Here is a 21,019-nt window from a genome sequence, read left to right on the forward strand (position 1 = left end):
TCCCTTGGTTACCAATGACAAATCGTTTTTTATTACATTAATACCAGAAAAATCTCAAATGTCCATTTTTTTCTGGTGTAAAATTAAAAGATTAACCAGCTAGCAGAAAAAGGCTGTCAGGGGCCTGTTAAAACAACATGTAATGATTGTGAATACAATAGGATTGATTATATCCGTTGTGTTAGTATGTTATCTTGCTGTTATTATGCCGGGAACGCTTGTGGCATCAACGGTAGAAAAATTAGTTGGTCAGATATATAACAATTCGGATATAGAATCATTAAATAGAATAGCTAAAAATATTTCCCAATTAATGCAAACATCCCACAAGGCATCGCTTCATCTTTACACTTTATTCTTTTCTTTTCTTTTCGGTAACCTGCTGTTAATAGCCGTAAATATTTTTTATCTAAAGAAAAGTCGCCCTGCCCAAATCAATAGGGGCAGACTTGATTGACTTTGTCAAGAGCCGGGAAATAGGGGACATCTATGATAAGTAAAGTCAAGTGGAAAACGGAGATTTCCTGAATCAATAGGGTCGGACTTGATTGATTTTAAAAAGAAGGGCTTCATGTCTGGCGTAAAAAAAAACGACAACCACCCATTTCCATTACGACCTCCAGGGAAGGCTCATCGCAGAAACCGCTGGTGACGGCACCCCGCTCCGGGATTATATCTACCAAAACGGCAACCTCGTTGCACTGAAACTGCACGGCACGCAGGCCGGGGTGTATTACGTTATCAGCGACCGCCTCGGTACACCGCAACAGATCGTGGATTCTGCGGGAACCGTGGTCTGGAAAGCAGCCTTCCAACCCTTCGGCGAGACGCAAATTCTCACCGAAACCATCAACAATAATATCCGCTTTCCGGGGCAATACTACGACGCTGAAACCGGGTTGCATTATAACTGGAACCGATATTATGATCCGAGTACGGGGAGGTATTTGACTCCTGATCCGATTGGGCTGGATGGCGGGTTGAATTTGTATGCTTATGTTGCGGGGAATCCGGTGAATTGGTTTGATATTGAAGGTGTTTCAAAAACAAAAGGGATTACCCAAGGCAATGATGAATACCTTCAACGGTTAAGAGAAGCCAAGGGAGACAGGAAAATTATAAATGATATTGCAAGAGAAGTTGACGATCTTAAAAAAGCGGGAAAGATTAAACCGCAACGCGCAAAAAAAATTAAAGCATGGCTTAAACTTGCAAAAGACGGAAGGCTTTATATGGGCGGTATACCGATAGGTTTAACCACTTTCGATGTATGGTGTACCAAGTATCCAATTGACTGTATGGGACTGACAGGAGGAACTTGTGAAGAATGAGAAAAATATTTACGCGGCTATGCTTCTTTTTCAATTCCGAGTTGTTAAAAACAAAACCTCGAACAAACGTCGCATTTGTGAAGAGAGAATAATTCATTTTCATGCGGATTCACCGAAAGCCGCGTTACATCTTGCCAGCAAACGAGGAGAAGAAGAAGAATTTGATTATAAAGATGGTGAAAAACATATTTGGTTTGAATTTATAGGGGTCTCAGAGCTTATTGATTTACTTTCAATTGAAAACGATGACGAAGTGTGGAGTCGCTTCATAGAGAAGGTATCACCAATGGAGCGGAAAGATCGTCTCATCCCGTATAAGAACCAACTTTCTGTTTTTAAAGGAATGAATAAGAAAATAAAGTTGTAAAAAAGGCACAACCACCCATTTCCACTACGACCTCCAGGGCCGCCTGATCGCCGAAACCGCCGGTGACGGAACGCCGCTCCAGGATTATGTGTACCAAAACGACAACCTCGTTGCACTAAAACTGCACGGCACGCAGGCCGGGGTGTATTACGTGATCAGCGACCACCTCGGTACGCCGCAGCAGATTGTTGATTCAACGGGAGCTGTGGTCTGGAAGGCAGCATTCCTGCCTTTCGGTAAAGCGCAGATTGTCACCGAAATCATCACCAATAATATCCGCTTTCCGGGGCAGTATTTCGATGCGGAAACTGAATTGCATTATAACTGGAACCGGTATTATGATCCTGATACCGGGCGGTATCTGACTCCTGATCCCATCGGGCTTGCTGGTGGGTTGAATCTGTTTGCTTATGTGGGGGGTGATCCGGTGAATTGGGTGGATTTTAACGGATTTGCAAAAGGGAAGAATAAGGGTGGCAAGGGACTCGATTACTCAGGTAAGGATAAGAAAAAAGGTGCGGAAGACAGGAAGTCGGGTAGAAAGCGTCAAAGAAATATTGGTCATCCAGATGCCGAAGAGCACTCTCGTAGACCTAAAGGCGGGTTTCGCTCCAAAACTGGTCCATGGATTTTCATAATTTGGCCCGATGACTATTATGCACAAAATCCCGATGATCCCTACTGTCAAAAATGGTGTGATACCGCCACAGGACGCCTGATTACCACATGGTGCGGATGCCAAAAGCAAATTTAACAAGTGAACATAATGCTAACGAACAAAGACTATTACGATAAAGTATATTCATTGATTAGACAAAAAAAATACGATGAGGCATTGGCTGAGATTTTAGATCAAGGCACAGAAACGTTGATACCTCCTTATGATGAAGATTTAAATCATGGATGGTATCTTGTTGCCGATATTTACTACAAGAAGAAGGATTATCAAAAGGCTATAAGTTTTTTGATCAAATCCTTAGATGACAGAGAAGATGATACAGAAGCAATGCATGCAATATCTGACTGCTATTTTAAGATAAATAGACCAGATATTGCTGAAAAATACCTGCAAAGTGCTATTGCTATAGAACCTAAACAGATATATGTATATAATCTGGCGAACTCTTTGTATGATCAAGGAATGTTTAGTGAAGCTCTTAAATTATATAAAACTATCACAAATGAAGATAGTGAACTGCACAGGATGGCTCAAAAGAATAGCATTTTAGCTAAAGAGCGTATAGGGAAATAGTCACCCGCAAAAATTCGGGGATAGTCCTGATCCCTTCGGCAGACGGGTGAAGAAAACCATCTCCGGCACGACCACCCATTTCCACTACGACCTCCAGGGCCGCCTGATCGCTGAAACCGCTGGCGACGATAGTCCACTTCGAGATTATGTGTACCAAAACGGCAACCTCGTTGCAGTCAAACTGCACGGCACGCAGGCCGGGGTGTATTACGTTATCTGCGATCACCTCGGCACACCGCAGCAGATTGTGAACTCCGCTGGCACCCTTGTCTGGAAAGCCGCCTTCCTGCCCTTTGGCGAGGCACAGGTTCTCACTGAAACCATCACCAATAATATCCGTTTTCCGGGGCAGTACTACGATGCTGAAACCGGCCTGCATTATAACTGGAACCGGTATTATGATCCTGACTTCTGATCCTATAGGACTTGCAGGCGGGATGAATTTGTTTGCTTATGTAGGTGGGGATCCGGTGAATGGGATTGATCCGTGGGGGCTTGCTCAATTCACTATTTACGTAAGAAGGAGCGGCCCCGGAAGCAGTGGCAGTTCTCATGACTCCGGGCACGGATTTATCGGAGTCAGATATAACGATGGTACTTCTGAGAAAAGAGGATTTTATCCGGGAGGAAGTATAACGGAAAACGGCATGGTGCTGCATGAGGGAAATACCCTGTATGATGCAAAACTCACTTTTGAAGTTTCAGATGAACAGGCGAAGGCGGCTATGGATGCAATGAAAAAAAAGAAAGATGAAAGATACTGGTTTTATACAAATAACTGTATAGATGCCGTTGAAGACTCCATAGATGGCGCCGGTATAAAACGCCCTAGACAATTCGGTTTTCCGTCGAACCCGGATAAGCTGTATGACTGGATAGGGGGAGCCAAATAGCTGTTAAATTTAACCGGTTAATAATATGATAAAAATAGTCTTTTTTTATCTCTCTTGGTACGTTCCGCTTTTTATATCATTATTATTTGTTTTTTTATTCATATACAAAATAAGCAAAAAGCAGATCGTAGCACGTTTTGTATCTAGACGTTTATTCTATATTGCTTTAATATGGCTTATTCTGACTACAGCAACAGTTGTTGTGCATACCGAACTTTGGTTTCAATACATAAAATATTCGGAAAGATTCGGGGCAGACACAATCATGCCTCCCATTAGCTCCATTGTTATTGAAATTATATCTGTCGGAGTTTTATCCTTTTCAGGAAGTCTGTTGCTGAAATGGGCAATATACCGAAAAGACAGGTAAAGATAACCATCAAGTCAAGACAGAGACTTTTTCCTTTTCGAGACTGACGTCAACGGTAATAACCGCCCGGACAGCTCCGTGCGCAGCTCCGTGCGCAGCTCTGTCCACGACAAGAGCGGCAGAATCACCTCGGACGGGGTCTACACGTACGGTTATAACCCCCTGGGCAGACTCATCAAGGTCGAACAGGGTGCGACAACGGTCGCAGAATACGCCTATGATCCCTTCGGGCTGAGAACCAAGAAAACCGTCTCCGGCACAACCACTCATTTCCACTACGACCTCCAGGGCCGCCTGATCGCCGAAACCGCCGGTGACGGAACGCCGCTCCAGGATTATGTGTACCAAAACGACAACCTCGTTGCACTAAAACTGCACGGCACGCAGGCCGGGGTGTATTACGTTATCAGCGACCACCTCGGTACGCCGCAGCAGATTGTTGATTCAACGGGAGCTGTGGTCTGGAAAGCTGCCTTCCAACCCTTCGGCGAGACGCAAATTCTTACCGAAACCATCACGAACAATATTCGCTTTCCGGGCCAGTACTACGATGCTGAAACCGGACTGCATTATAATTGGAACCGGTATTATGATCCTGATACGGGAAGATACCTGACTCTTGATCCTGTCGGGCTTGCGGGAGGCTTGAATCTGTATGCTTATGTGGGCGGTGATCCGGTGAATATTGTTGATCCGTGGGAGGTTAGTGTCATATGGTCAACTAGGGATAGGTAACCCTGGATCGTATGGTGGAAAAAACGACGATAATAAGCTCTATGATGATCTTGAAGGAAAGCTCTGTTATGAGGAAAATCCCTATAGAGTTGCTCCAGAAGAACTTCTTGGCATGCTGCCGATTGGTGGCGTTGGAAGTAGATTTGGACAATTAGGCAAGAAGTTGATCGGAAAACCATATCCTACAAAACCTGGTTACATGGGCCGCCCACAACCATATAATCCTTCGAATGGACGTTATTTGCCACATAATGCAAATCCCGGTCCTCAGCTCTCTCCTCTTGCTCGGTTTGGAGCTGGAGTTGGTCAAGGGTGGGCTGAAGCAAAAACTGGCGCACAAGGAGCCACACCTGTCGGTAAAGCAGGAAACTTAGGCCATATCGTCGGAAACATCTTGGGGAATATTTTTTAATGAATATATTGGCAGTTATTCTCATTGTTTTATTGTGTTGCTTCATCGTCGGTCTTATTGTATTACGAGGTTTCAAAGGACCTACACGTTCATTGGAAACTGTAAAGAGACCTATTCAAGACCTTTTAGTGCGTGGATATAATGGAGGCTTTTTGATAATTGACGTTTCAGGTACTAATTATTTCATTCAACTTAGAAAATATATTATTTCATCAAATAATTACGGTATTGAGCTATCTTTCCCAAAAGCTAAATGGTCAGAGCAATTTTTTAGGTCTTTGACGGAATATTGCGATCTATCTCAAGTCAAATATTCAATCTCTAAGAGCACGGAGCCACATAATGAGCTTGATTTTTTGAATATTGATTTTGGTAAAGATACGCATAAAGCACACAATTTTGTAAAAACAATTATTACAGAAATATTTGGATTAAAAGAAGATGTGGAGCTATTTGTTCGGTTAGAAAATGCCACACTAATATGAATTCCCTTTAGTCCATGATTTTCTTAGTTATGTCGCTATTCGTCACTCAGAAAGGTGGAGGGATCCACCTCTAACAGGACACAACGACTGTTGCAGAATATGCCTATGATCCCTTTGGCAGACGGGTGAAGAAAACCGTCTCCGGCACAACCACTCATTTGCACTATGACCTCCAAGGATGCACTACAACTGGCATCGGTATTATCGGAAAATGGGTAACCGGAGAAAATGCTGATAATCAGTTTTCCTTGAACTTCCCTGTTGCTGCATGATAACCCTGCTGCTGAATGAGACTTTTTTTAATCTTAGAGATAAAATCATGACACTGGATAAGAAAAATAGAGTATATTTGAACAGAACGCAATTTCTCATGGTTCAGATTTTGCAAAAAAAAAGACAGCCCTCAGTCGAGGCACTGCCTTTTTTCGCATATGCATATAATTACGAGATCAACTGGCGTTCTTGCCTTGCAGGTTGTCCAGAATCCCGTTGATAAAACTGATTGATTCTGGTTCTGCATAACGTTTGGCAATTTCCAGGGCCTCATTAATAGCCACCGTTGCCGGAACATCATTACTATATAGCACCTCATAGGCTGCAATGCGAAGGATGTTCCGATCCACCAGAGCCATACGCTCTACCCGCCAATGGTGAGAACAGTCAGCAAGGGCGTTATCAATCTCTTTCTGATGACTATAGATCCCGTTGATCAATTTTTCTGCATATACCTGGGCTTTTTGATCACTTTTAAAGCAAGAATAAAAGGCCTCTACTTCCTGAGCAAGGGTGTCATCAACAGAGGGACGTTCCTGAATATCGCGTCCGTAAAAAAATTGCAGGGCCAGTTCCCGTGATTTTCTTCGTAGCCCCATATTAAGCCACAAATGACGACAGACAAGGTGCCGTTCTGTTCTTTTTCCCGTAATTGCTCATTATCAACAACCTCATCTTTTTTGTTTTTCTCCAAGGGCAGGGTTATAATTGATTCATGAGGCTGACCATCTCCAGCGCAGCCACAGCAACATCCGCACCCTTATTGCCCGCCTTGGTACCAGCACGCTCAATGGCCTGCTCAATGGTCTCTGTGGTCAGTACACCAAAAAGAACCGGAATACCTGCATCCAGCATAACCTGAGCACTTCCCTTGGCAACCTCATTAGCCACAAAGTCAAAATGAGGGGTAGCTCCCCGAATCACCACACCGATGCAGATGATAGCATCGTATTTACCAGATTGTGCCATTTTCTGGGTTGCAAGGGGGATTTCAAAGGCACCAGGAACCCGGGCAACATCAATATCTTCGTCCTTAACACCGGAGCGAAGCAGGGTGTCCATAGCTCCTTCCAGCAATTTTTCGGAAATAAAGGAGTTAAAACGGGCAACAATAATTCCGATTTTGCAGCCATTACCTTGAAGATTTCCTTCTATATAATTTGCCATCTTTTTCTTTTCCTTCTGTTTATTGATTCGTTCGAGGCAATATAATTTTGTTCATATGGGGATTATTTATATGGCTCGCTACTATAACATTGATATTTCTAAAAGACAATCTCTTAGAAGAAGGGATATCAGGTTATTTTGGTTTGATTTTCCTTTTTAGGATGGTAATGTTCTGGCGTTGGAATGAAATACAACAGGATTTTCTACAAAATATTAACACTGATTACACTACCACTGTTTACGAATGGGAGAACATTGATGGAATATAGTTGTAATTTTTTAAATTCTGGCTACAGCATTCATCAGCCCCATCCATTTAAATGGTATTACCCGACAGCGGAGAAATAAAGTAGGCGTGAGATAAAAAAACTATGGACACAGCAACCCAACGTTTCATACGCATCGGCACAGCCAATATCGGTCTCATCGGCCTGGACATCGCCCTGAACAGCATTGCTCAACAAGAGGTGAGTGAAGCTGAGGCAGTGGCTTTTCTCTTTGATGAAATCAAACGGCAGAACTATATTCCACCAGGAAATACAAAAAAATACAAAGAAGCGCTCCTGACAGCCTATCGCAAGCATTGCAATATCGCCATAGATGAGGAAGGCTTAGTCATCCGTATCTTTGGCACAGGTTGCATCAGCTGTAACAGCCTGCAAACCCTGGTTATTGAGACCCTTGCCCGCCTCAAACTGGCAGCTGATATTGAACAAATTCATGATCCTGATGAAATAGGACGAGCAGGTGTCACCATAACTCCAGCCCTGATGATCAACGGAACCCTGAAAAGCTCTGGCCTTATGCCCACTCCGGTCCAGGTCCAACAATGGATACAAGAGGAAAATCATGCATGAACAGCCCCATCTCCTGATCGCCTGGCTTGAGCAGGCAGGTCTTGCCCGTGCCCTTGCAGTCCCGCTGACCTATGGATTCATCATCTGTACAGTCTTTCTCATTGCCCTGCTGGCAACCTGGCTTGTTCGTCGCTTTTTGATCAGCTCACTGACCAAAGCTATCCGCAGTAACCGCCTGACATGGGATGATGTGCTTACGGATTATCATTTTTTCACCCGGCTTTCCTGGTTTGTTCCGGTACTTATTTTTTATATAGCGCAGGATATTCTCCTCCCACCGGATTCGCCATGGTTGGAACTGATTCCTCGCCTGATCTTCTGCGGCTTTATCCTGGCCGGAGTCCGAGTCCTCAGTGCCTTGCTCAAGGCAACCAACAGTATCTACCGCTCCCGCCATCTTCAAACCGGCAAGACCATTCGGGGATATATTGATGCCATTAGGATTATTGTTTACCTCTTAGGTGCCATTCTTATGATCAGCACCCTCAGTGGCCACTCTCCCTTGGGGCTTCTTTCTGTCATGGGTGGACTGACCGCCTTGGTCATGCTCATCTTTCGCGATACTATTCTTGGCTTTATCGGTGCAATTCAGCTCACAACCAATGATATGATTCGGGTTGGGGATTGGATCGAGATGGAGTCACATGGCGCAGATGGCGATGTTATTGAGGTCTCTATTCACTCGGTTCGGGTGCGCAACTGGAACAAGACCATCACCACGATCCCTACCTATGCCCTGATTGCCAATCCCTTTAAAAACTGGCGCGGTATGACAGAATCCGGGGGACGCCGGATCAAACGGGCCTTATATATTGATATGACCTCAATCCGTTTTCTTACTGAGGAGGAGCTGGATGAGTTAGGAAAAATTCGTATTCTTCAGAAATACCTGCGCAGCAAAAGAGAAGAAATCAGTAAATATAACAGGGCACGGGGAGCAGAAACAAGCGAGGCCATTAACGGACGCTGTCAAACAAATGTCGGACTGTATCGCGCCTATATTACAGCATGGCTCCAGGAAAACCCGAAGATACATGATAAAATGACCTTTCTGATCCGGCAGCTCGAACCAGGTGACACTGGCCTGCCTCTGGAAATCTATGTCTTCAGTAACGATCAGGTCTGGGCCAATTACGAAGCATTGCAGGCTGATATCTTTGATCACCTGATCGCTATTCTGCCCTATTTTCATCTGCGGATTTTTCAGCAGCCTTCAGGGCACGACTTCAAAGCCCTTTCCCAGACCCAGCAAGACCTTGGCACTTGAGTCCTTCCCCTCCCCTTGTGGAAGGATAAAACAAAAACAGACCACAGCAAGGCTCTTATACTTCCTGGACAATATAACTACACTCTGCAATAATATCTTCCCGGCTATAAGAACAATCAGCAGGCTGGCTATTCGGGCATTCTGCATCGTACCATCTGTTACCGGCAAGTGTCATGGCTGCATCTTTGCTCTCGGCTTCCACAGTGTACCTCTGTTGCCTCATTTTGCAGCTACAGGCATCAGCGCGTTTCCCTGGTGTAATCTTTACAGTATATTTTCCCATAATCAAAACCTCCTTACGTACATTTTTTCTGAAGAATAAACTCTGCCGTACCCTGTCCCACCCCTTAAGGAGAGAAAAACGGTCAGAAAATTGACCACTGGCAAAGCAAAATACCCTAACATAACATTATCTTTAAGAAAGAAAAGAAAAAAAATACAAAACTGTATTATCCGGTACAGTAATACCACCACAAACTCAGGAATTCAGGACAAAGAATTCATTGGTTTTAACCTGATTATCCGTTATTATTCCATAATAACTTCCACACCCCCCTCCCCAAGGGGGAGGGATAACAAAGCCAAAAAGCCAACACAGGACACCCCGGAATGCCCATGACCACCCCTTACATCCGTCCCTTTTCTGTTATCAATAAAAAAGATACTGCCATTGTTGGTGGGAAAGGGGCAAATCTTGGCGAGTTGACCAAAGCAGGTTTCCCTGTCCCTCCCGGTTTTGTTATCACAACGCAGGGATATAGCGAGTTCTTTGCATCCCTTGGTTTGGAAAAGGAACTGGATCAGTTGAGCAGAGCCGAAGCAAAGGGGCTGGAACGTTACTGCGCTTTGATCCGTGAAATAATAACTTCGACCGAGTTCCCCGCCCTTCCTTCCAAGGCCATCTTTGATGCCTATGACCAGCTTATCCAGGTAAGAGGAAGCAGTATCTTCTGTGCCGTGCGCAGTTCTGCTACCACAGAAGATCTTCAGGATGCCAGTTTTGCCGGGCAACACGGAACCTATTATTATGTTGACCGGACAAATCTGCTGCACATGGTTCGCCTCTGCTGGGCCTCGCTGTGGAATGCCGAAGCAGTCAGCTATCGTTTTGCCCACGGGATTGAACATGCTGCTGCCCAAATGGCTGTGGTGGTGCAGGAGATGATTCGGGCCGATGTGTCAGGAATCACCTTTACGGTCAACCCGGTTTCTCAAGCAGAAGAAATCGTTATTGAATCTTCCTGGGGAATGGGGGCTGCTCTTGTTGACGGCAGAGTGACACCGGATCATTATATTCTGGATCGTAATTCCCTGCAACTGCGTGATCGCCGGATTGCCTGTAAACGCTTTATGGTTTCCTCCAGTCTTCAGGACAGTACCGAATCCCGCCTGGAAGAGGTTCCCTCTGAAAAACAACAGCAGGAAACCCTTGAACCTGATCAAATCAGCAAAGTAGCACATTGGGCCATCCGGGCAGAGAAACATTTTGGCTCGCCCCAGGACCTGGAATGGGCCATAACTGATAATACATTCTATTTGCTGCAATCACGTCCTATTACAGCGATGGGCGGCCAGAAGCGAACACAGGATCCTGCTGGGAAATATGTTCTGGGCAAACCGCTTGCTGAGAACCTGACCGAACCGCTTTCTCCTATAACTCTGTGGATTTTTTCCCTGGCAATCTCTCCCTGGGCTCGTTTTATCGAAGGGAGGGTATATCTCGACCTTGAATTTTTCCTCTCTCACCTCCCTGTCAAATTTTCCGAGCAGGAACTGGCCACACTTCTCTACGACCTCAGCATAGAGACGGCAGTACCGCTGAAACGAATTTCCTGGGGCAAGCTTCCTCTGTACCTTGCGCTTCTGTTGTATGTGTATCTCACCTTTGGATTATTTCTTGCCCGTACCCGAAAACTGCCTGATAACGCTATGGATCATTACAGAGATCTCTGTCGTAAAGTGGAAGACGATCCTTCCTGTACTCCTGTTGAGGCATGGTTACGGCTCTTTTTGCCTGATCTTTTTACCCCGATTGGTAAGATGCCTCTGATCGTTAACTTTTCCGCAGGACGCAGTATACTTCTTCCCGGCCCTCTGAAACAACTTCTTCACTTTTGGCTGCCTGATGCATCTTCCGATATAATCCCCCGGCTTTGCGCTGGTCAGCAAGGGGTGCTTTCTGCAGAGATGGGGCGTGAAATTCAGGCACTTGCCCAGGAAGCGGGCAAATGTCAGGTAGTACGGGATATGCTCCTGCAATGCTCTCTGAACCAGCTGCTGCCCAGGCTCCGACAGCTCCCTGATGCAAAAAACTTCCTCTGCTTCTTTGATCAATTCCTAAAAAAACATGGGCATCGGGCTGTGCGGGAAATAGAACTTCAATCTCCTCGCTGGGAGGAAGAGCCGAGTCAGGTTCTCGGTATGGTCCGTAATTACCTGCTGGCTGATACAAAGCAAAAACAATCTGCACAACATTCAGGACACAGCCGGAATGAACTTGAGGCTGAGTTGCGCCGACAGCTTGAACAGCTCCCTTTTGAACGTTTTTTCCGGCCCCGCTGGCGTCTCCTTCGCTTTCTTCTCAATGAAACAAGGTATCTGGTTAAACTCAGGGAGAATTCCCGCTTTTATTACATGATAGGGCTGTACAGTGTGCGCAAAAAGCTGCTCGGTATTGAACGCAACCTTCTTGGTCAGGGAGAACTGAAATGTAAAGACGATATCTTCTTTCTCTATCCAGAGGAAATAGACAAAATGCAGCAAGGTCAGCTGGGCTGGCGTGATATTGAGGAACGGTTGCGACAGCGACGGCTTGAGCATGTCCGTTTTTCCCGCAAAGTCCCACGAAAAACAGTGGGTATTGATCTGCCGGAACATCGACAACGGCCTGAGCATGGAGACAGTACTGTTCTTCCCGGACAATCGGCGTCACCAGGATCGTACAAGGGTATTGCCCGGGTCATTCTGGATCCTGCTGTGGATGCGGAATTACAGCCTGGTGAAATCCTGGTTGCTCCGTACACTGATCCTGCATGGACTCCTCTCTTTCTCACTGCCGGGGCTGCAGCAGTGGAGGTGGGCAGCTACCTTTCCCATGCCGGAACTGTAGCCAGGGAATACGGTCTGCCTTGTGTGGTGGATGTTGCTGGATGTACGGAACGGATTCAAACGGGAAATCTCATTTTTGTTGATGGTAATCAAGGTGTTGTCCATCTTCTTGCCAACGAGGGCAACCAGGCAAATCCTGAGTGCATCAAAAAATCATAGCACACATAAACATCCTTCCTGCTCTGTACATAAAGGACAGTGTGCTGCATCCCCTGCAGGTGTTTCCCGATCCTGCATACGGGTTTCAACAAAGCTGATTGTCTGCTCAGTGAGTTCTTTGGACTTGCCAATATGTTTTTCCGGGGCAGTCGATTGCTCAATCTCCTCTTTGCTGAAATTCTCTGCTATTGCTGGATCCTCCATAAGTATGTCTAGCAGAGATTGCCCGGTTTCAACAGCTCGCATGGATGCCTCGTAGACAAGGGTGTGAGCATTTTGCTTGCCAATGGTTTTTCCTAAAAAGAACATCAAGGCCTCGGTTGAGATCAATGGTGCTGCCTTGAGCACATTGCTGCGAACCCTCTGTTCATGGACCATCATATCAGCAAGGATATCCTTCATCAGGGCCAGCAGACCGCAGATATACAGGGAACTGTCTGTGAGAGCAGCCCATTCCAGCCGAACCGAACGATAATCCCGCTCATGTTCACAGATTAACCCTTCGTAGCCCAAGGCGACATTGGAGGTGATCAGTTTGGACAAGACCACCACCTGTTCGCAAAGCTCCGGGTTCCTTTTATGGGGCATGGTGCTGCTGCCTATTTTTCCCATATGGAAGGGCTCTTCCATTTCATGGATTTCATTGCGGGCCAAACAACGGATCTCATCGGCAATGCGGGCCAGGGAACCTCCGATCATGGCCAGGCAGGAAAGGAATTCAGCAAAACGATCACGGGAGGCATGCCAGGCCACATGAGGAACAGCAAGGCCGAGTTTGCCAGAAAATTTTTCCAACAAGGGCAAGGCCTTTTCACCAAAGGCATCCATTGTCCCTACTCCGCCAAAGAGCTGACTCACCAGGAGCCGCTCCTTCATCTGTTCAAGTCGCTCCACATTACGCCAGACTTCATCAAGCCAGCCAGCCATTTTCAGACCTATGGTCATGGGCAGGGCATGTTGTGAGTGGGTCCGGCCAATGGTTACCAGATCACGATATTGCCTGGTCCGTTGCATAAGCAGACTGATAATCTTATGCAGATCACGCTCTACAACGAATAACACATTGCGAAGTTCAAGCACTTGGGCGGTATCCTGAATATCCTGGGTTGTGGCTCCAAAGTGAATGAACTGGCCTGCCTCAGTATCACAGACCTTACGCAATGCCTCAAGCAGAGGCATTAAGGAATGATTGGTGAGCTGTAAGCCCTGGCGGATACCATCAAGGTCAAGCATGCAAATCCGGGCGTTCTGCTCAATATTTTCAGCAGCAGCACAGGGAATAATCCCCAGTTCTGCCTGAGAAAGGGCCAGGGCCGCTTCCACATCAAGCCAATGCTGGTAGCGGCGAAGGTCACAAAAAATTCTACGGGCTTCGACAGTGGTGTAACCGCCGCTGTAAAATCTGGAATCAACGATGTGGCTGTTTGGTGTGCAGGTGTTCACAGGATTATTTAGTGTATGGAATTTTAAGGTCTTGAATCATCGGAAAGTGTTTTCTATTTAGGGTACAGAGTATAGCATCGCAGGTTTGAGCAGTAGCCGCGATAATCGCATCAGCAAGACCTGTTCCGTGTGATCTGGCGTAATCTTTTTTCAGCAGCCCTCCCTGCACAGCAATTTCATCTGTCACTGATACCACAGGGACTAACTCAATAAACTCATTAAGATTCGTCCTTTCATCTCCTTCCCGCACTCCGGCGTACAGCTCCGCAACAGTAATGGATGACAGGATGATTGAATCGAAATTTGAGCGTATAAATGCTTTCGCTTGCTCATTGCCGCGAAAAAAATCAATCAGAATATCTGTGTCCACTAAATATTTCGCCATGTCACATCTTCCTGTCCCACTCGTTGCGAAGCGATTCTGCTGTAAAGGATTCATCCCGATCCGCCCACATTCCAGATAACCTGTCAAAAATATCCTCCCGTTTTTCACAGCGGAATTTTGATATAAAATTATCTATAGCCTCTCGGATCAACTCGCTCTGCTTTTTCCCTGATTTCGCCGAAATCGCGGACAGGGCTTTTTTTTCATACTCTGTTAAATATACCTGAGTCCTTAACATATTTTGCCTCTCCCTGTCTTGATGTATATGTCTAACGTATACTTGAAATTATATATCGTACAGTTATCCGAAGCAAGGATCATTGTACCTTTTGCCCAATTCTGTCCCATCTGATTTGTCACCCATCACAAATTCGTGAAAAAATGAACACATTAATCTTCCCCATGGAACACACCACGAACCAAGCATTTTTTACTCACCAACAATACTTGAGGTTACCCTATAATTTGAGTAAATTGCAATGTATTCGTTACAAAAAAGCCCTTAAAGTCAAATTACTAAAACAATTGAGTTCCAAAAGCACACCATGAATCAACAAAATACTCCCTTCCTAAAAAATACTGAACATCCTGTTTCCTCGCCTGTTCCCTTCAGAGTATTCGGTAAAACCGGCTTGCCCATGCCGGTCGTATCGCTGGGGATGATGCGCTCCAGATATTCTCCGCAGGATATGCCTCTTGATCAGATCCCGGAGCAAAGGCAGCAGGATCTTGCAAAACTGGTGGACAAAGCCCTTTCTCTGGGCATAACTCATATCGAAACGGCCCGGAATTATGGTACCTCTGAACGCCAGCTCGCTTCCATCCTGGCCCGTTATGAGCGAGATTCTTTTATTCTGCAAACCAAGGTGCGGCCTGAAGAAGATCCAGAACTCTTTACTGCCAATGTATTGGACTCACTAAATCGTTTGGGGCAAAACCGGGTTGATCTTCTGGCTCTGCACGGTCTCAATAATCATCAAAGCCTGTGGCAGGTATGCCGACCAGGTGGTTGTCTGGCTGCTGCCCGTAAACTTCAGGATCAAGGAAAAGTAGGCTGGGTGGGATTTTCAGGCCATGCTGATGTGGACATTCTCTTAAAGGCCATTGCCCATCAGGACGATGGCGGGTTTGATTATATGAATCTGCACTGGTACACGATTTATCAACGCAACAGCCTTGCCCTGGAGGCAGCAGCTGCTCAGAATATGGGCGTATTTATCATCAGCCCCACAGATAAGGGCGGTATGTTACAAACTCCGCCGGAATGCCTGAAAAAAATCTGTGATCCTCTTACACCGATCCAGTTTAATGACCTCTTCTGTATCCAACGACCAGAGGTTCATACCATCAGCGTTGGTGCTGCCCGGCTTAGTGATTTTGACGATCACCTCAACGCCTTGACTGGAATTGATGATCATGACATGATTCAGGGCATCTATCAACAATGGGGGCAGCTCATGAAAACACGCACTGGACATTCCCGGCCTGATGCCCTTTGGCCAAATCTTCCTTCCTGGCAGCAGACACCAGGATATATTAATATTGGTGTGATCCTCTGGTTATATAACTTAGCGCAAGGATGGGATTTGCTGGAATTCTCCCGGCGTCGCTACAAGATGCTCGGGCAGGATATGCCCTGGATGTCAGGAATGAACGGGACCGGAGCCCGGCAGTTTGATTTAAGCGGTGTTGCAGAACAGGCAGGAATGCCCGCAGAGGAACTGATCAGGTTATTGGAAAAGGCCCATGCTCTTCTGAGGGATCAAGGCAACCAGTAAAAAAAAGATTACCTTGATCAACAACCTTGGTCATCAACTATGACTGCAATCAATCGTATTGCACGAATTCAGGTGAGATCAATTGATAACTCTTCTTTTTATGACGATGCCAGGTCTTCCTCGTCACGCATATGTACCTTATTAAGAAGTTCTTTGGGATACTGTTTTATAATTCTGCGCAGAGCTGCATTGATCTGTTGAGTTGGTGCAGCTAGAATTTCTTTCTCTGCTCCATCCTTATACCCAGTCATAAAGAGCCGCTTCTTTTGGAACGCAAAATTATGACTCCACTCCACCACGATCCGTTCGTTATCTTCAGTCACTGGCGGCTGATAAGGGTGCCCTTTGCTGGCTACTTGCACAGCATCACTGTCTGTGGCCTCCAACACCCAGGCATCCCCGTTTTCCATACTGAAAAAAACAAAAACGCCAAGCTGATACACCTGTTCCTTAAATTCAGCAGCATCCTGCTGAATTTTTGTTATCTCTTCCAGTAAAGAGACGTTCATTTGCTGCATAGGCGTGGAAAGAGATCCACTCTGTTGCAGGATCAAACAGCAATGTTTGTGTTTTTTTCCAGATCCGCAAGGACACGACTGATTGCGCTGTATTTTCGCCATAGTTGCTCAGGTAACTTTTTGCCCTGACAGATCACTATGATCTGTCAGGAACATTTAGAATAGCCGCATTCCCGGCAAACCTCACAGCCCTCCTCAAAGACCAAGGCACCAGGACATTCCGGGCATGAAGACGAAAACCCGTTCCGGGTTCCAGCCATAAACGACTTGAGCAGTTTACCCAATTGAGCGGGTAAGTCAAGCATATGTCCACTGGAGCGATCAAGTTGTTTGATCACCTCCTCCATAGGGATCTGATAACGAAGTGCCAAAGAAACTAAACGGCAAGTAGTTGTCCACATAGTGGATTTATCCTTCAAATCAAATCGGTTATCAAAAGGAAATTTAGCAAAGACCTCCATGGGTGTTTCATTTTCAGCAAAGCATACAATGATATAAATGGTATTGCCGTTAGCATCCTTGAGGCGATAGCGCTTGGCACTGAGTACATCGGGCAGTTCTTTTTTATGAAGGATCCCCTGGCTGGAAACTGTGGCAGTCTTTGTCTCCTCAGAGCCAATGGTCTTCAGAACCTGGGCATCACGAGAACCATCACGATAGACTGTCAGGCCCTTGCAGTCCAATTCAAATCCAAGCATATAGGAAAAACGTACATCTTCCTTTGTGGCTGAGGAGGGCAGATTGATGGTCTTGCTGATGGAAGAGTCGACGCCATTGCTTTGCAAGGCTCCCTGCATGCGGATATGGTCTTCCGGGGATATGTCCTGTGCCGTTCGGAATATGTCCTGCCATTTTTCAGGAATTTCATCATGACCAACAACGGTCCCGGTGCTGGCAACTTTTTTCATCAATGCATCTGAGAAAAAGCCTTCTTTTTTTGCCACAGCTTCAAAATGCTTATTCACCATGAGAAAGCGGTCACCATCCATGACATTTTTTTCCATAACCACGGAAAAATAGGGTTCACAACCAGAGGCGCAGTCAGCAATCATGGAAACAGTGCCAGTGGGCTGAATTGAGGTCAAGGCAGCATTGCGCCGGGCTGGATATTTGTTGATTGCAGGGTCATAGGCTGGAAAGCTTCCTTTGAGCATGGCAAGCTCAACAGAGGCTGCTTCTGCTTGTTCACGAATAAAACGCATAACCTGAGCAGAGGTCTCTCGCCCTGCTTCGTCGCCATAGGCAAGACCCAGCTGGATAAGCATATCGTGCATACCCATGACACCCAGTCCTATTTTTCTCGTTTGCCTGGTCATGTCCTCAATCTCAGGAATCGGAAAGCGATTACAGTCAATCACATTATCAAGAAAACGAACCGCTGTCTTCACGGTGGTGCCGAGTCGTTCAAAATCCACCTGCTTTTCCTGAACATATTGCCCCAGATTAATTGAGCCTAAATTGCACGATTCATATGGAAGCAAAAATTGTTCTCCGCAAGGATTTGTTGCTTCAAAATCACCTAGTTGCGGTGTTGCGTTGGTGCGGTTGGCAGCGTCAATAAAAAGAACACCAGGCTCGCCATTATGCCAGGCAAGATCAACAATTTTCTCAAAGACCTTGGCTGCATTCAGGGAATCCACAATCCGGTTATCCGACGGATCAATCAGATCGTAATCGTTGTCGTTCTTGACAGCTTGCATAAAGGCATCAGTGATTGCCACAGAGAAATTAAAGTTGGTAAACTTATCCTGATCTTCTTTTGCAGAGATAAAATCCATGATATCTGGATGGTCAATCCGCAAGACCCCCATATTGGCTCCACGCCGTTTTCCGCCTTGTTTGATCGTTTCAGTAGCAGCATCAAACACGGCTGCAAAACTGAGCGGCCCGGAAGCAACGCCTTGAGTAGAGCGGACCGAGGAATTCTTGGGACGCAGTCGGGAAAAAGAATAGCCGGTTCCTCCTCCGGTTTTATGCACCAGAGCACCGTTGCGGATAGAGGTGAAGATACCATCCATAGAATCTTCTATGGGAAGAACAAAGCAGGCTGAAAGCTGGCCCAGGTCTGTTCCGGCATTCATGAGGCAGGGAGAATTGGGCAGGAAATCAAGAGAGTGGATCATATTGAAAAAATCTTCCCGAATCGTCTCATAATCTTCTTGCTCGCTGTCAACTGTTGCTACGGCATCGGCAACCCGACGACAAAGGGCGTCCCAGTTTTCCAGCGCATTACCATTACTATCTTTCAAATAATAACGACGTGCCAAGACGGTTTCAGCTGTCTCTGTCAGGAGCTGCTGTGAGATAGTACTGCTCATATCTTTCCCCATTATATGTCCCTTGCGTGATAGTGGCTTTGGTTATTTCAGCCAGAAAATTTTATGGAAACTGCTCTGAAAAAGAGCCTCTGATTAATAACTGACGTGAGCTTTATAGCACAATATATAGACAATCATCAATCAGTAAATCCTATATATTGTATTTTTTGCATCTGCGAGGGAATCCGTATAAAAAGAATTGGTTGTGATTTGTAAAGGAAAAAATCACCTGAAAGGAGGGAAAAATGCAGGGCAATGTACAACGCGGTATTGTACACTTCACATGCGGCATATGAAGCCTGCAACATGACGTTGCAAGCTTACAGCGGGTCATGTCAAGCGTACAACAAGGCATTGCAAGCGTACAATGAGACGTTGCACGTTTACAACGAGGCATTGTAAACTTCATATGCCGCATGTGAAGCCTGCAACGTGACGTTGCAAGCTTACAGCGGGCCATGTTACGCTTACATTGAGGCATTGTAAGTGTACAATGGGACGTTGCATGTTTACAACGAGGCATTGTAAACTTCATATGCCGCATGTGAAGCCTGCAACGTGACGTTGCAAGCTTACAGCGGGCCATGTTACGCTTACATTGAGGCATTGTAAGCGTGCAATGGGACGTTGCATGTTTACAACGAAGCATTGTAACCACAAAAAAGGACAAGTAAAACGGTACAGGAGATTGTTATGGCACGTTTCCCTCGACCCGAAGCAGACATCAGGATTCTGGTACAGAACATTATTGCCGGGCTGGCTTTTTCTGGACTGGAAGAAATCCCCGGACGGCGGCAAGGTGGCCTTTTTTATCCAGAGTTTACGGCGGGAAAAAATGGCGAAAACTGAAGGGAAAAGCAGAAGTACGCCTTGTTGACGGTACTGTACGTTTCGCAGAAGTCCACTGGTACGAAGCTCACGGAATAGACAGAAAAGAATTCAAACTGAAACTTCCGTTTCTGGACTAAACAAAAGAGGGAACAATGCAATTTGCGATATGCCTTGATAATACAGGATACGAAGCTTCTCTTGAAACCGGGAAAGTTTATCCGGTAATCCATGATGAGGATGCCGCCAAGCACGGCTACCTACGGTTGACCGATGAAAGCGGAGAGGATTATGCTTTTTCCGCTGATCGTTTTCATCTGCTTCAGCTTCCCCCGCCTGTGGAGGAGGCGTTATTGTTGTCTCGCAGGAAAGGATAATCGGTTATTGCGGTGAACAAGGCCGGTGAGAGTGAAGCGAGTAATACGGTGACTGCGGTGTTGTGATGGGTTGAATCTAATCATGGAGCCGGGATTGCCCGGCTCTGTTTATTTTACATAACGTTACATTATGCGACTTTCGATCCCTGTCAAGCTCGCATTATTCGATACACATCATTTTGTTTTCATAACCGTTAAACCAGGACGCTTAAGACCGATGTAAAAAATGATTTGCAAGCTCCTTTATAAACTGAAATGATATGCACAGTCACCGATACTTGATATATTTTCTTTCTCTTTAGTCATCCCGAATGTCGACAACATGGCCTTCGCAAAATCATCCTTTGCCGAGGTTCTATTGCCAGAAGCATTTAATGTTCGATTGATACTGCTAGTAAATAGATCAGCAAGTTGAATAAGAACTAATGTCTTTGAATCAACAGCTACAAATTCATCAGCATATAACTCGTTATTGTAAATTGTTTTTGCAACTTCACGAATTCTATTTTTAATGTCTTCAAGCATTAACTTGTCAGATCCAGGTTGTTCAGCATCTTTCCATAATTGTACTGATAATTTCCTATCTGACATATCCCTCTGGTACCACTTAAATAGCTGGAACACCTGGATGAAAATGCTCTTCTATTAACTCCCTTAAGTCCTTTTCTCTCCTTATTTTACGCATAATCTGAACAA

The 21,019-nt window shown here is 45.6% G+C and carries 25 protein-coding genes and 1 pseudogene; 16 read left to right on the forward strand and 10 right to left on the reverse strand.

What is annotated here, in order from left to right; genetic code table 11:
* Positions 1–148: 148 nt before the first annotated feature.
* From L2082_RS11580 to L2082_RS11610, 7 genes are all read left to right on the forward strand, one after another.
* Positions 149–457, forward strand: coding sequence for a hypothetical protein (locus L2082_RS11580; RefSeq protein WP_446011771.1), 309 nt, complete (start codon positions 149–151; stop codon positions 455–457).
* Between the two features lie 271 nt (positions 458–728).
* Positions 729–1,331, forward strand: coding sequence for an RHS repeat-associated core domain-containing protein (locus tag L2082_RS11585; protein WP_446011772.1), 603 nt, complete (start codon positions 729–731; stop codon positions 1,329–1,331).
* Positions 1,321–1,698, forward strand: a complete 378-nt coding sequence (locus tag L2082_RS11590; RefSeq protein WP_446011773.1) for a DUF4288 domain-containing protein — start codon at positions 1,321–1,323, stop codon at positions 1,696–1,698. Before L2082_RS11585 ends, L2082_RS11590 begins: the two co-directional genes overlap by 11 nt.
* Positions 1,699–1,786: 88 nt before the next feature.
* On the forward strand, positions 1,787–2,452 hold the full coding sequence (locus L2082_RS11595) for an RHS repeat-associated core domain-containing protein (RefSeq protein WP_446011774.1): 666 nt from the start codon (positions 1,787–1,789) through the stop codon (positions 2,450–2,452).
* A 12-nt stretch (positions 2,453–2,464) separates the two neighbouring features.
* Positions 2,465–2,950 (forward strand): tetratricopeptide repeat protein, encoded by a 486-nt coding sequence (locus tag L2082_RS11600; RefSeq protein ID WP_446011775.1) that lies wholly within the window; start codon positions 2,465–2,467, stop codon positions 2,948–2,950.
* A gap of 46 nt (positions 2,951–2,996) precedes the next feature.
* Positions 2,997–3,365, forward strand: coding sequence for an RHS repeat domain-containing protein (locus L2082_RS11605; protein ID WP_446011776.1), 369 nt, complete (start codon positions 2,997–2,999; stop codon positions 3,363–3,365).
* Complete coding sequence (locus tag L2082_RS11610; protein ID WP_446011777.1) at positions 3,349–3,843, forward strand: hypothetical protein; 495 nt, start codon at positions 3,349–3,351, stop codon at positions 3,841–3,843. The genes L2082_RS11605 and L2082_RS11610 overlap by 17 nt, the downstream gene beginning before the upstream one ends.
* Positions 3,844–4,222: 379 nt before the next feature.
* On the opposite strand, the gene L2082_RS11615 is transcribed toward L2082_RS11610, so the two are convergent.
* Complete coding sequence (locus L2082_RS11615) at positions 4,223–4,561, reverse strand: hypothetical protein (RefSeq protein WP_446011132.1); 339 nt, start codon at positions 4,559–4,561, stop codon at positions 4,223–4,225.
* Between L2082_RS11615 and L2082_RS11620 the strand changes: the two genes are divergently transcribed.
* From L2082_RS11620 to L2082_RS11630, 3 genes are read left to right on the forward strand one after another with little or no spacing between them, the layout of a single operon-like run.
* Positions 4,553–4,948 carry an RHS repeat-associated core domain-containing protein gene (locus L2082_RS11620; RefSeq protein WP_446011133.1) on the forward strand — a complete coding sequence of 132 codons (396 nt, stop codon included), beginning with the start codon at positions 4,553–4,555 and terminating at the stop codon, positions 4,946–4,948. The genes L2082_RS11615 and L2082_RS11620 overlap by 9 nt on opposite strands.
* Positions 4,920–5,360, forward strand: coding sequence for a hypothetical protein (locus tag L2082_RS11625; protein WP_446011134.1), 441 nt, complete (start codon positions 4,920–4,922; stop codon positions 5,358–5,360). The genes L2082_RS11620 and L2082_RS11625 overlap by 29 nt, the downstream gene beginning before the upstream one ends.
* Positions 5,360–5,845 (forward strand): hypothetical protein, encoded by a 486-nt coding sequence (locus L2082_RS11630; RefSeq protein ID WP_446011135.1) that lies wholly within the window; start codon positions 5,360–5,362, stop codon positions 5,843–5,845. The genes L2082_RS11625 and L2082_RS11630 overlap by 1 nt, the downstream gene beginning before the upstream one ends.
* 449 nt (positions 5,846–6,294) lie before the next feature.
* Here the strand turns inward: L2082_RS11630 and nusB are convergent, their stop codons facing one another.
* Both nusB and ribH read right to left on the reverse strand, forming a co-directional pair.
* Positions 6,295–6,717: a transcription antitermination factor NusB gene (gene nusB / locus L2082_RS11635; protein ID WP_446011778.1), complete on the reverse strand. Its 423-nt coding sequence runs from the start codon at positions 6,715–6,717 to the stop codon at positions 6,295–6,297.
* 103 nt (positions 6,718–6,820) lie between these two features.
* A complete protein-coding gene (gene ribH, locus L2082_RS11640) occupies positions 6,821–7,285 on the reverse strand; it encodes a 6,7-dimethyl-8-ribityllumazine synthase (RefSeq protein WP_446009120.1) in 465 nt (154 codons plus the stop codon).
* 371 nt (positions 7,286–7,656) lie between these two features.
* Here ribH and L2082_RS11645 point away from each other — a divergent pair, with 371 nt between their 5' ends.
* Together L2082_RS11645 and L2082_RS11650 are read left to right on the forward strand one after the other, a co-directional pair.
* Entirely contained in the window at positions 7,657–8,142 is a 486-nt protein-coding gene (locus L2082_RS11645; RefSeq protein ID WP_446009119.1) for a thioredoxin family protein, read from the forward strand.
* Entirely contained in the window at positions 8,135–9,409 is a 1,275-nt protein-coding gene (locus tag L2082_RS11650) for a mechanosensitive ion channel family protein (RefSeq protein ID WP_446009118.1), read from the forward strand. The genes L2082_RS11645 and L2082_RS11650 overlap by 8 nt, the downstream gene beginning before the upstream one ends.
* A gap of 55 nt (positions 9,410–9,464) precedes the next feature.
* Here the strand turns inward: L2082_RS11650 and L2082_RS11655 are convergent, their stop codons facing one another.
* Positions 9,465–9,692 (reverse strand): hypothetical protein, encoded by a 228-nt coding sequence (locus tag L2082_RS11655; protein WP_446009117.1) that lies wholly within the window; start codon positions 9,690–9,692, stop codon positions 9,465–9,467.
* Positions 9,693–10,024: 332 nt separating this feature from the next.
* On the opposite strand from L2082_RS11655, the gene L2082_RS11660 reads away from it, so the two are divergent.
* Positions 10,025–12,676 (forward strand): PEP/pyruvate-binding domain-containing protein, encoded by a 2,652-nt coding sequence (locus L2082_RS11660; protein WP_446009116.1) that lies wholly within the window; start codon positions 10,025–10,027, stop codon positions 12,674–12,676.
* Here L2082_RS11660 and L2082_RS11665 read toward each other — a convergent pair.
* Genes L2082_RS11665 through L2082_RS11675 form a run of 3 tightly spaced genes read right to left on the reverse strand, consistent with a single transcriptional unit; the run spans position 12,671 to position 14,742 of the window.
* Positions 12,671–14,119: a class-II fumarase/aspartase family protein gene (locus L2082_RS11665; protein ID WP_446009115.1), complete on the reverse strand. Its 1,449-nt coding sequence runs from the start codon at positions 14,117–14,119 to the stop codon at positions 12,671–12,673. The genes L2082_RS11660 and L2082_RS11665 overlap by 6 nt on opposite strands.
* A gap of 4 nt (positions 14,120–14,123) precedes the next feature.
* Positions 14,124–14,504, reverse strand: coding sequence for a PIN domain-containing protein (locus L2082_RS11670; protein ID WP_446009114.1), 381 nt, complete (start codon positions 14,502–14,504; stop codon positions 14,124–14,126).
* Between the two features lies 1 nt (position 14,505).
* Positions 14,506–14,742 (reverse strand): ribbon-helix-helix protein, CopG family, encoded by a 237-nt coding sequence (locus L2082_RS11675; protein ID WP_446009113.1) that lies wholly within the window; start codon positions 14,740–14,742, stop codon positions 14,506–14,508.
* 307 nt (positions 14,743–15,049) lie between these two features.
* On the opposite strand from L2082_RS11675, the gene L2082_RS11680 reads away from it, so the two are divergent.
* A complete protein-coding gene (locus tag L2082_RS11680) occupies positions 15,050–16,282 on the forward strand; it encodes an aldo/keto reductase (protein WP_446009112.1) in 1,233 nt (410 codons plus the stop codon).
* Positions 16,283–16,380: 98 nt separating this feature from the next.
* On the opposite strand, the gene L2082_RS11685 is transcribed toward L2082_RS11680, so the two are convergent.
* Entirely contained in the window at positions 16,381–16,902 is a 522-nt protein-coding gene (locus L2082_RS11685; protein ID WP_446009111.1) for a YecA family protein, read from the reverse strand.
* Between the two features lie 44 nt (positions 16,903–16,946).
* Positions 16,947–19,118 carry an adenosylcobalamin-dependent ribonucleoside-diphosphate reductase gene (locus tag L2082_RS11690; RefSeq protein ID WP_446009110.1) on the reverse strand — a complete coding sequence of 724 codons (2,172 nt, stop codon included), beginning with the start codon at positions 19,116–19,118 and terminating at the stop codon, positions 16,947–16,949.
* A 770-nt stretch (positions 19,119–19,888) separates the two neighbouring features.
* Here L2082_RS11690 and L2082_RS11695 point away from each other — a divergent pair.
* Positions 19,889–20,086, forward strand: a pseudogene (locus tag L2082_RS11695) (hypothetical protein); the annotation flags it as partial.
* 15 nt (positions 20,087–20,101) lie between these two features.
* Positions 20,102–20,323 (forward strand): hypothetical protein, encoded by a 222-nt coding sequence (locus L2082_RS11700; RefSeq protein WP_446009109.1) that lies wholly within the window; start codon positions 20,102–20,104, stop codon positions 20,321–20,323.
* Between the two features lie 243 nt (positions 20,324–20,566).
* Here L2082_RS11700 and L2082_RS11705 read toward each other — a convergent pair whose 3' ends face one another.
* Entirely contained in the window at positions 20,567–20,914 is a 348-nt protein-coding gene (locus tag L2082_RS11705) for a DUF3800 domain-containing protein (RefSeq protein ID WP_446009108.1), read from the reverse strand.
* Between the last annotated feature and the right edge of the window lie 105 nt (positions 20,915–21,019).

Source organism: Candidatus Electrothrix sp. (assembly GCF_052785085.1).

Excerpts from the sequence above, each read along its gene's own strand:
- L2082_RS11600 (WP_446011775.1), top strand. The coding sequence starts at position 2,465 with ATGCTAACGAACAAAGACTATTACGATAAAGTATATTCATTGATTAGA.
- L2082_RS11610 (WP_446011777.1), top strand. The coding sequence starts at position 3,349 with ATGATCCTGACTTCTGATCCTATAGGACTTGCAGGCGGGATGAATTTG.
- L2082_RS11630 (WP_446011135.1), top strand. The coding sequence starts at position 5,360 with ATGAATATATTGGCAGTTATTCTCATTGTTTTATTGTGTTGCTTCATC.
- nusB (WP_446011778.1), bottom strand. The coding sequence starts at position 6,717 with ATGGGGCTACGAAGAAAATCACGGGAACTGGCCCTGCAATTTTTTTAC.
- ribH (WP_446009120.1), bottom strand. The coding sequence starts at position 7,285 with ATGGCAAATTATATAGAAGGAAATCTTCAAGGTAATGGCTGCAAAATC.
- L2082_RS11645 (WP_446009119.1), top strand. The coding sequence starts at position 7,657 with ATGGACACAGCAACCCAACGTTTCATACGCATCGGCACAGCCAATATC.
- L2082_RS11650 (WP_446009118.1), top strand. The coding sequence starts at position 8,135 with ATGCATGAACAGCCCCATCTCCTGATCGCCTGGCTTGAGCAGGCAGGT.
- L2082_RS11655 (WP_446009117.1), bottom strand. The coding sequence starts at position 9,692 with ATGGGAAAATATACTGTAAAGATTACACCAGGGAAACGCGCTGATGCC.
- L2082_RS11660 (WP_446009116.1), top strand. The coding sequence starts at position 10,025 with ATGACCACCCCTTACATCCGTCCCTTTTCTGTTATCAATAAAAAAGAT.
- L2082_RS11670 (WP_446009114.1), bottom strand. The coding sequence starts at position 14,504 with ATGGCGAAATATTTAGTGGACACAGATATTCTGATTGATTTTTTTCGC.
- L2082_RS11675 (WP_446009113.1), bottom strand. The coding sequence starts at position 14,742 with ATGTTAAGGACTCAGGTATATTTAACAGAGTATGAAAAAAAAGCCCTG.
- L2082_RS11680 (WP_446009112.1), top strand. The coding sequence starts at position 15,050 with ATGAATCAACAAAATACTCCCTTCCTAAAAAATACTGAACATCCTGTT.
- L2082_RS11685 (WP_446009111.1), bottom strand. The coding sequence starts at position 16,902 with ATGGCGAAAATACAGCGCAATCAGTCGTGTCCTTGCGGATCTGGAAAA.
- L2082_RS11690 (WP_446009110.1), bottom strand. The coding sequence starts at position 19,118 with ATGAGCAGTACTATCTCACAGCAGCTCCTGACAGAGACAGCTGAAACC.
- L2082_RS11700 (WP_446009109.1), top strand. The coding sequence starts at position 20,102 with ATGCAATTTGCGATATGCCTTGATAATACAGGATACGAAGCTTCTCTT.
- L2082_RS11705 (WP_446009108.1), bottom strand. The coding sequence starts at position 20,914 with ATGTCAGATAGGAAATTATCAGTACAATTATGGAAAGATGCTGAACAA.